This is a genomic window from Vibrio sp. 704 (assembly GCF_033339295.1).
On sequence record NZ_JAWOUH010000251.1, the window covers coordinates 1 to 844 of the forward strand.

Genomic DNA, 844 nt, shown 5'->3' on the forward strand with positions numbered 1-844 from the left:
ATTTCAAAGTAGTCGCTTACTCACACATTTAACAAGAAAACTATCAAATTAGATGCGTTTTTCTTCTTCTAAACGGGATTTTAGATAGTCGAGGAACAATTGGGTGCGTGTGTGTTGGTAGTCCAGTTTTGGGTAGTACGCATACACCGTAGCCTCGTCGGCTGTAACATCCGGCAAAATAGGCACTAGCGCCCCGGATTTTAAATCGTCTTTGATCATTACGTTGTTGGTCATCAAGATACCCATTCCGCGTTTTGCACCATGAAACAGAGCTTCTGGATTGGTCGTTGCGAAGTTGCCTGACAAGCTCATTCTTTTACCTCGGTTGGTTTTGATCTCTCTTGCAGGTTTTTCTCCCCAAATCAAAATATTGTGTTTTGTCAGCTCTTCAACATTTTGTGGCGTGCCGTATTTTTCTAAGTAACTCGGCGCTGCATAAAACTGAGCTTTGTGTTCGAACAGCGGGGTGGCTTTAAAGCTTAATGAATTGAGCTGTTCTAAATGACGACTGATGAAGAGATCCAAACTCAGTTCCGGCAGTTGACCGGGTAGCGTCGTGGTGAGTTGCAGAGTGATATCGGGGTATTTTTCTAGAAAATCATCAAGGTAGTGGACTAAAAACTTAGAACCTACTGCCAACGTTGCGCCAATCTTTAACAGACCGGCCGGAGACTGGTTTACTGAGCGAGTTTCATCTAACACGGACTGCCAAGAGTCAAGTTGCACTTTGGCTCGCTCGTAGAATAGGGCACCAGCTTCGGTTTGACTTATTGAACGAGTGGTACGCTTGAGTAACTGGACGCCAATTTTGTCCTCTAACCACTGGATACGCTTGCTGATGGCA

General features: G+C 44.8%; 1 protein-coding gene. It reads right to left on the reverse strand.

Translation table 11 applies throughout. The features are described from left to right. Nucleotides 1–48: 48 nt before the first annotated feature. On the reverse strand, nucleotides 49–844 hold a 796-nt coding region (locus R7R24_RS25750), incomplete at its 5' end, for a substrate binding domain-containing protein (RefSeq protein WP_318119956.1).